Origin of the sequence: Leptotrichia sp. oral taxon 879 str. F0557, from assembly GCF_000469385.1 — a bacterium.
In the GTDB taxonomy this organism is placed as follows: Bacteria; Fusobacteriota; Fusobacteriia; order Fusobacteriales; family Leptotrichiaceae; genus Leptotrichia; species Leptotrichia mesophila.
On record NZ_KI271308.1, the window covers coordinates 13,416 to 21,943 of the forward strand.

The window sequence follows — 8,528 nt, forward strand, 5'->3', positions numbered from 1 at the left end:
GAGGTATGGCGTCTGATACCTCTGCGTTAAAAAAACTAAAATAAATAAAATTAAGAAAAAACAGTTATTAATAAAACTAATCTATAAGAATAAAAAAATTAATAAATAGAAATTAGGAGATAAAAAATAATAGAAAGAAAAGTTAAAAAGTAATTGCAAATTTGAATTAGAAAATATATAATTATATATAGCTAGAATTTTATAAATGTAAGTTAAGTAAAGAAATTATAAAATTCTTTAATTTGGAGGGAAAAATGACAAAAAATATGAAAACAATGGATGGTAACCAAGCTGCAGCTCATATAGCTTACGCATTTACGGAAGTTGCTGGAATTTATCCGATTACTCCGTCGTCAACTATGTCAGAGCTTGTAGATCAGTGGGCATCATACGGAAAGGAAAATTTATTTGGAATGCCAGTAAAGGTTGTGGAAATGCAATCAGAGGCTGGAGCTGCAGGGATTGTACACGGATCGTTACAAACTGGAGCTTTGACCACGACATTTACTGCTTCTCAAGGATTACTGCTAAAAATACCTAATATGTATAAAATAGCTGGAGAATTGCTTCCAGGTGTAATGCACGTGGCGGCAAGGGCTATTTCTGCACAAGCATTATCAATATTTGGAGATCATCAGGATATTTATTCTGCTAGAATGACAGGATGGACTATGCTTGCGACAAGTTCGGTTCAGGAAGTTATGGATTTAGCTGGAATTGCACATTTAACAGCAATTAAGTCAAGAGTGCCAGTAATGCATTTTTTTGATGGATTTAGGACTTCGCATGAGATAAATAAAATAGAGGTTATGGATTATGAGTTTCTTGAGAGCCTGCTTGATAAAAAAGCTGTTCAGGAATTTAGAGAAAGAGCATTAAATCCAGAAAATCCTGTAACAAGGGGAACAGCTCAGAATGACGATATTTATTTTCAGGCAAGAGAAGCCCAAAATAAATTTTATGAAGCTGTACCTGATATTGTAAATGACTATATGAAAAAAATTAGCGAAAAGACAGGACGGAACTATGCACCTTTTGTTTATTATGGATCAGAAACTGCTGAAAGAGTTATTATTGCAATGGGGTCTGTAAATGAAACAATAAAGGAAGTTGTGGATTATCTGAATAAAAATGGGGAAAATGTAGGTGTACTGAATGTTCATTTATATCGTCCTTTCTCCAGCAAGTATTTTTTTGATGCAATGCCAAAAAGTGTGAAAAAGATTGCTGTGCTTGACAGGACAAAAGAGCCTGGAGCATTGGGAGAGCCATTATATATGGATGTAAAGGCACTTTACTATGGACGTGAAAATGCACCTGAAATTGTCGGTGGAAGATATGGACTGTCATCAAAGGATACAACGCCAGAACAAATTATAGCAGTGTTCAAGAATATTGCACAAAAAGAGCCTAAAAATAATTTTACAATTGGAATTATTGATGACGTAACATTTACATCTCTTGCACTTGAAGATGAAGTGTTTACAGGAAATGAAGATGTAAAAGAATGTTTGTTCTTTGGGCTTGGTTCAGATGGAACAGTTGGAGCAAATAAAAATTCGATAAAAATTATTGGAGACAAGACAGATTTGTATGCACAGGGGTATTTTGCATACGATTCAAAAAAAGCTGGAGGAGTGACAAGATCTCATTTGAGATTCAGTAAAAGTCCAATTCACTCAACTTACTTAGTTACAAGACCTAATTTTGTGGCCTGTTCGGCACCTGCATATCTTGGAAAATATGATATGATTTCTGGATTAAAAGAAGGAGGAACATTCCTGCTAAATACAATTTGGGAGAAAGAGAAATTGATACCAAGTATTCCGAATGAGATAAAAAGGGAACTGGCTAGAAAAAAAATCAAATTTTTCATTATAAATGCTACAAAATTAGCTAAAGAAATTGGATTAGGAAATAGAACAAACACTATTATGCAATCAGCATTCTTTTATCTTTCGGGAGTAATTCCTCACGAAGAAGCAAAAGAATACATGAAAGAGTATGCAGAGAAAAGTTACGGAAGAAAAGGACAAGATATTGTTCAAAAAAACTGGGATGCGATTGACAGAGGAATTGACGGCCTGGAAGAAGTTGAGGTATTGTCAGAATGGGCAAACCTTGAAGTCAATGAGCAAATTATTGAAGCTGCAAAACCTGAATTTATCAAAAAGATTGCAGATCCGATTAATCTTATGAAAGGTAATGAATTGCCAGTTTCTTCAATTATAGAAAATGGAATGGTTGACGGAAGCTTCCAGCATGGAACGGCACATTATGAAAAAAGAGGAATTGCTGATGAAGTGCCAGAATGGCAGCCAGACATGTGTATCCAATGTAATCAATGTGCTTATGTATGTCCTCACGCTGTAATACGTCCGTTTCTGCTTGATGAGGAAGAAATGAAAAAGGCACCAGAAGGAATGCCTACAATAAAAGCTCTTGGTAGAGGAATGGATGGACTTGAGTATAAGATTCAGGTATCGCCTCTAGACTGTACAGGATGTAGTGCCTGTGTAGATGTTTGCCCTGCACCACGTGGAAAAGCCATTGTTATGAAATCTACTCAGTCTCAAATTGAAAGAAATGAAATTGAATACACAGATTACTTATTTAATAATGTTTCATACAAAGATAAGATTTTAGGAAAAAATACTGTAAAAGGCTCACAATTTGCAAAACCTCTATTTGAATTTTCTGGAGCGTGTGCAGGCTGTGGAGAAACACCTTATATTAAATTGGTGACACAGTTATTTGGAGAACGTATGATTGTGGCAAATGCGACAGGATGTTCTTCAATTTATGGAGCTTCTGCACCATCTTCACCTTATACGACTGCTGAAAGTGGTTGTGGGCCTGCATGGGCTTCTTCACTATTTGAAGATAATGCTGAATATGGGTATGGAATGTTTCAGGCTGTAAATACAATTCGACTCAGAATTTTAAAAAGAATGGAAGAAATAAAAGCAGATGTTTCAAGTGAATTAGCTGATTTATTTACCATTTTTGCTGAAAATTTTTATGATGGAGATAAAACTACTGAAATTCGAGATGAACTGGTAATCTTATTAGAAAAGGAAAATAACGAAAATCCGAATGAAAAAGTAAAAAAGAATACTCAAGAAATATTGGAGCTAAAACAATATTTAATAAAAAAATCAATGTGGATGTTTGGTGGAGATGGATGGGCTTACGATATCGGATTTGGAGGTCTTGATCACGTCCTGGCTTCAGGAGATGATGTAAATGTTCTTGTACTTGATACGGAAGTTTATTCAAACACAGGAGGACAATCTTCAAAATCTTCGAGAGCAGGAGCAGTTGCAAAATTCGCAGCATCGGGAAAACCAGTCAAGAAAAAAGATTTAGCTGCGATACTAATGACCTATGGAAATATCTATGTTGCTAAAGTATCGATGGGTGCAAATCAAAATCAGACACTAAAAGCAGTAAGAGAAGCTGAGGCTTATCCAGGACCATCAATAATAATTGCTTATTCACCTTGTATAGAGCATGGAATAAAAGCTGGAATGGGTAAATTCCAGACAGAAGAAAAACTTGCAACAGAAGTAGGATACTGGCCAATTTTCAGATATGATCCAAGACTCGCTGAAAAAGGGAAAAATCCACTGCAGTTAGATACACGAAATCCTGCTTGGGACAAATACGAAGATTTCTTGCTAGGAGAACGAAGATATGCAACTCTAGCCGCAGAATTTCCTGAAAAAGCCAAAGAATTGCTTGAAGCAAACTTAAAGAATGCCAAAGACAACTGGAACTACTATAAACGAATGGCCGCAATGGATTATTCAACAGAAGAATAAAATAAAATTAAAATAAAATTTATTTTTTATAAAAAGAAATTCCCCTTTATTTTAGGGGTTTTTCTTATTTTTTAGAAAAAAATTAGAATAACTGGCATTTATTTTGATAAAAAAATGTGGTAAAATTATGTAGATGTTTAAATAATTTATTTTAGTTTATTTAGGTTAATAATTATTTTTTTATTTATATATTTAAGGGGAGAGTTACAAAAAAGTTTATTAAGAGGGGAAAAAAACTATGAGAAATACGAAATGGGCTGCAAAAATTATTCCTAATCCACGACAGGAGAGGGAATATATTGAAAGAGACAACAAGCAGAAAAATGATGAAAAAACAAAAAAATTGAAAAAAAGTAAGACTGAAAAACAGAATTTTGAAAATATAAATTTGAGTTCAGTAATTGATAATGATATTTTGAAAATACTTTATTCACGTGGCATAACTACAGAGAAGGAAATAAGAGAATTTTTGAATCCAAAACTTGAAAATATCCAGAATCCTTATGGACTGCAGGATATGGAAAAGACAGTTTTGGAAATTGAAAAGGCGATAAAGGAACAGAAGAATATTTGGATATATGGAGATTATGATGTGGATGGAATTACTTCGACATCTATTTTGTATATGGCATTAAAAGAGCTTGGGGCGGAAAATGTGAACTACTACATTCCTATTCGGGATGAAGGGTATGGATTGAATAATGAAGCATTGAAAAAAATAAAAGAATCTGGGGCAGATTTGGTAATTACTGTGGATTGTGGAATTACAGCGTTTCCTGAAGTGGAGTTTGCAAATTCTATAAATTTGCCGATAATTATTACAGATCACCATAATTTACATGGGGATAAAGTTCCAGACGCTATTACAGTTGTGAATCCAAAACGTCCTGAAAATGAATTTTCCTTTGAGTTTCTAGCGGGAGTTGGGACTATTTTTATGGTAATTCTTTGTCTTTATGAAAGAATTGGGAAAAAGGCAAAAGCATATAAATATCTAGATTTAGTAGCAATTGGTACAGTTGCGGATATTGTGCCGCTGGTGGAAGAAAACAGGATTTTGACTAAGTTTGGGCTGGAGCAGCTTAGCCGTTCTAAAAATAAGGGGCTTAGATTTTTGCTGTATAAATTGTTTAGTACGCAAAATTCAGATTTTAATGAGAAAACTGAGTATAATTCGTATGATGTGGGCTTTATCATAGCACCTGTCTTTAATGCGGCTGGAAGGCTTAAAGATGCAAAAATGGTAGTAAAATTACTAATTTCAGATAATGATAGAGAAATTGAGATAATCGTAAAGGAATTGATTAATAAGAATTTTGAGCGAAAAGAATTGCAGAATCAAATCGTCGAAAAAGTGGAAAAACATATTGAAGAAAGCGATTTGAAGGAAGATTATGTGATTGTGGACTATTCGCCTGAATATCATCACGGTGTAATTGGTATAGCGGCTTCCAAAATTGTGGATAAATATTACAAGCCTGCGATTATCATTGAAGTGAAGGAAGATGAAGGAATAGCAGTTGGATCGTGTCGAAGTATTGGGAACTTTAATATTTTGGAAGCGTTGCAGTCAATGCCTGAACTTTTTGTAAAGTTTGGGGGACATTCTGGAGCGGCTGGATTTACGATTGGAATAAAAAATTTGGAATTATTTAGGAAAAAAATAAATAAATTTGCAAAAACAAAACTAAAGGAAGAGGATTTTGTAAAAATAATAGAAATTGATAAGCAAATCCCAATTCAAAAGGTTTCCTACGAATTTTTCCAAATAATAGAACTTTTAAAGCCATTTGGATTTGGAAATCCAATGCCGACATTCAGGACAAATAACGTACTTTTTGAAAATATAAAGTTTATTGGAGAAAATAAAAATCATATAATGTTTGACATAAAGCAAAAGGGATTTTTTAATAGAAATGCTGTCTGGTTTAATTCTGGCGAGTATTTTAAGGAACTGAACGAGAATTTGTTTTACGATATTGTTTATAAATTAAAGACGGAAATGTTTCAAGATAGATATTATACGAAAGTGTATGTTGAGGATGTGAAGGTGTCACAGTTGAAGGACGATACTTTATCTTATTATCATTCGCTTTTTAACACATCTTTCCCGATGAAGTCGGTATTTTATACAAATATTGAGCTGGAAACGGAAAAGAAAATTACAATGAAAATGGAATTTGACCAGATTTCGCTTTTTCAAGGAAGAAAATTCATTGGACGGCTTGATTACAGCATTTCCAACTTATTAATACTTTTAAATCGGTATTATAACTGGAATTTTACCGTGAAAATTGAGAATGTGAAGCAGGCTTCAAATCATAATATTGTAAATATACTGATAAAAAGAGATTATAATTTTAAATGTTATGATCACACGCAAATTGGCATTTTTAAGAAGATAAAAGAATTTTTGATTGGGAAAATGGAGTATAATTCACAGACTAAAGAATTGCTGGCACAGTTTTTTAAGCAAAATAAAAACTTGATTATAAAAAATATTTTTGATGAAAATGAAAAATATAAATACAAAATGTCAAATTTTGAAAACTTTTTACTAACAGTTGGAATTTATTATAAAAAAATGACTGATAAAAAAAGTCAAATTGTAATGAGTTCAGATAAAAAGCCAGCTTTTAACAATTTTATAAAATCATATTTTGATATAAATGAAGAATATTCTGAAAATGACTATCCGTTTACATTATTTTATAATTACAAAGATATAGAACGGTTGGAAAATATTATAAAAACAGATTTTTCAATGCAAAATGAAATTTTTTATAAGACAGAAGATAAAAACGCTGTGGAAAGTGAAATTAACGAAGAACCAAAACAACTGGAGTATAAAAAAGTTGAAAAAATAGAGTTTAAAAATAATGTGAATGTGGAAAACTCTGAAAATATTGTGGAAAAACATCAGGAAAATACTGAAAAGTTAAGTGAAGATGTAAAACAAGAAGAGAAGAAAAGATTTTGCATAATAATAAATTCTGAAGATTTTTTGGTAAAAACAGATGATTTAGATAAAAATAATATTAAAGAGATTGATACGAAAATTGAAGTGCCAGAAAATATAATATTTTTAGAAAATTCAACGAAGAAGGAGAGAAAAAATGCAAAAAATATTTTTGTAGAATATTTACCGATTGAAGAAAAAATTAAATTGAAAAAGTTGCTTACTGATGGAGAAAAGATTTATTCTGATTATTCGGTTAATGAGATTTTGTAAAAGTAAATAATGATACAGATATCCGAATAGCAAGAAATCTTGATTTATTGTTAAAAAATTATAAAAAAAGTGATGTGAGATAATATCTATGTGACAAGAATATAAAAAATATAATATTAATAAGATTTTATAAACTCTTTCAAATAATGAATTAAAAAAATAGGAGAATATATGAAAAAATTAAAAAAGGCTATTTTGGTTTACAATCCAAAATCTGGAAATGCCAATATGATTTTAAGCAATTTTGATTTAATCACGACAAAACTGCTGGAAAAAGGGATTACATTGACACTTTATAGTATAAATAAGGATTATGACCTGTTTACAGAAATTTTAAAAAATGAAAAATATGATATTTTGATTTTATCAGGTGGAGATGGAACATTAAGCCGTTGTTTAAGCGAACTTTATTCTAAAAATATTGAATTTCCAGAAGTTGCAATATTTCCGACAGGAACATCAAACGACTTTGCGAAAGCATTGAAAATCGAAGAAAACATTGGGAACTGGATAGAAAAAATTACAGATAAAACTGCCAAAAATATTGATTTTGGATTAATTAATGGAAAAACTGTGTTCTTGTCTTCGTATGCTGGAGGACTATTTACTAAAATTTCCTACAATACAGACAAGGCACTGAAAAAAACATTTGGGAAAGTCGCCTATTATATAAATGGACTTGGAGAACTTACAAATATAAAGACTTTTGACTTGGAAATTGTGCTGGATGGGAATGAAACAATTAAGGAAAAGGCTATTTTATATGCAATTCTGAATGGGAAAAGTGTTGGAGGATTTGAAAACGTAATTGATGAAGCCAGTATGAATGACGGATTTATGGATATTCTAATCGTAAAAAACATTGACAACCCGCTGGATATTCCAAAAATCCTAATAGATTTAATGAACAGCAATCTAACAAACAACGATTACATCCGAACTTTACAAGCCAAAAAATGCGAAATAAAAAAAGTTACAGAAGAAATTGACGTAAGCATTGATGGGGAAGAAGGGAAAAATATAGATGTAACAATTGAGTTTATAAGTGGGAAATTAAAAGTTTTTTGTTGAAAAATTTGCAATATAAGGATTTGCAACAATGAACAATCCTAAAAAAAATAAAAAAACATTAATAAGATTATAAATTAATTTAAAAATAATAGAAAAAATTTATACATAGATATAGAATTTTTTTTAAATATATTTTAAATAATATTTTTAAATTTTAAAATTATACTGGCTAAAAAATGAAATAGATAAGAGTCGGGAATTTTTATTAAATAGTAAAAATTAAAATATGAAATATTAGAGGACAATAAAAAAAGAAAGTTTAAAAATTCAGTAAACTTTGTATCACGACAAACGCATGAAAAAATCTGAAAAAAAAGGGTATAATATTACTGAGATATCTTATGAAAGAAGCTGGTAAAAATGTTGAAAAATAACCAAAATCTAAAAGAATTGCTAATATA

General features: G+C 31.2%; 3 protein-coding genes. All 3 read left to right on the forward strand.

Annotated features, from left to right (window positions below; translation table 11 throughout):
* The first annotated feature begins 254 nt into the window (after window positions 1-254).
* The 3 genes from nifJ to HMPREF1552_RS04575 all read left to right on the forward strand — a co-directional run bounded on the left by nifJ (window position 255) and on the right by HMPREF1552_RS04575 (window position 8,127).
* Window positions 255-3,824, forward strand: coding sequence for a pyruvate:ferredoxin (flavodoxin) oxidoreductase (gene nifJ / locus HMPREF1552_RS04565; protein ID WP_021743926.1), 3,570 nt, complete (start codon window positions 255-257; stop codon window positions 3,822-3,824).
* A gap of 238 nt (window positions 3,825-4,062) precedes the next feature.
* Complete coding sequence (gene recJ, locus HMPREF1552_RS04570) at window positions 4,063-7,056, forward strand: single-stranded-DNA-specific exonuclease RecJ (protein WP_021743927.1); 2,994 nt, start codon at window positions 4,063-4,065, stop codon at window positions 7,054-7,056.
* Between the two features lie 171 nt (window positions 7,057-7,227).
* A complete protein-coding gene (locus HMPREF1552_RS04575; RefSeq protein WP_021743928.1) occupies window positions 7,228-8,127 on the forward strand; it encodes a diacylglycerol kinase family protein in 900 nt (299 codons plus the stop codon).
* The last annotated feature ends 401 nt before the right edge of the window (window positions 8,128-8,528 follow it).

Bases quoted from the DNA above. Each gene is read 5' to 3' on its own strand.
- nifJ (WP_021743926.1), top strand. From the start codon at position 255: ATGACAAAAAATATGAAAACAATGGATGGTAACCAAGCTGCAGCTCAT.
- recJ (WP_021743927.1), top strand. From the start codon at position 4,063: ATGAGAAATACGAAATGGGCTGCAAAAATTATTCCTAATCCACGACAG.
- HMPREF1552_RS04575 (WP_021743928.1), top strand. From the start codon at position 7,228: ATGAAAAAATTAAAAAAGGCTATTTTGGTTTACAATCCAAAATCTGGA.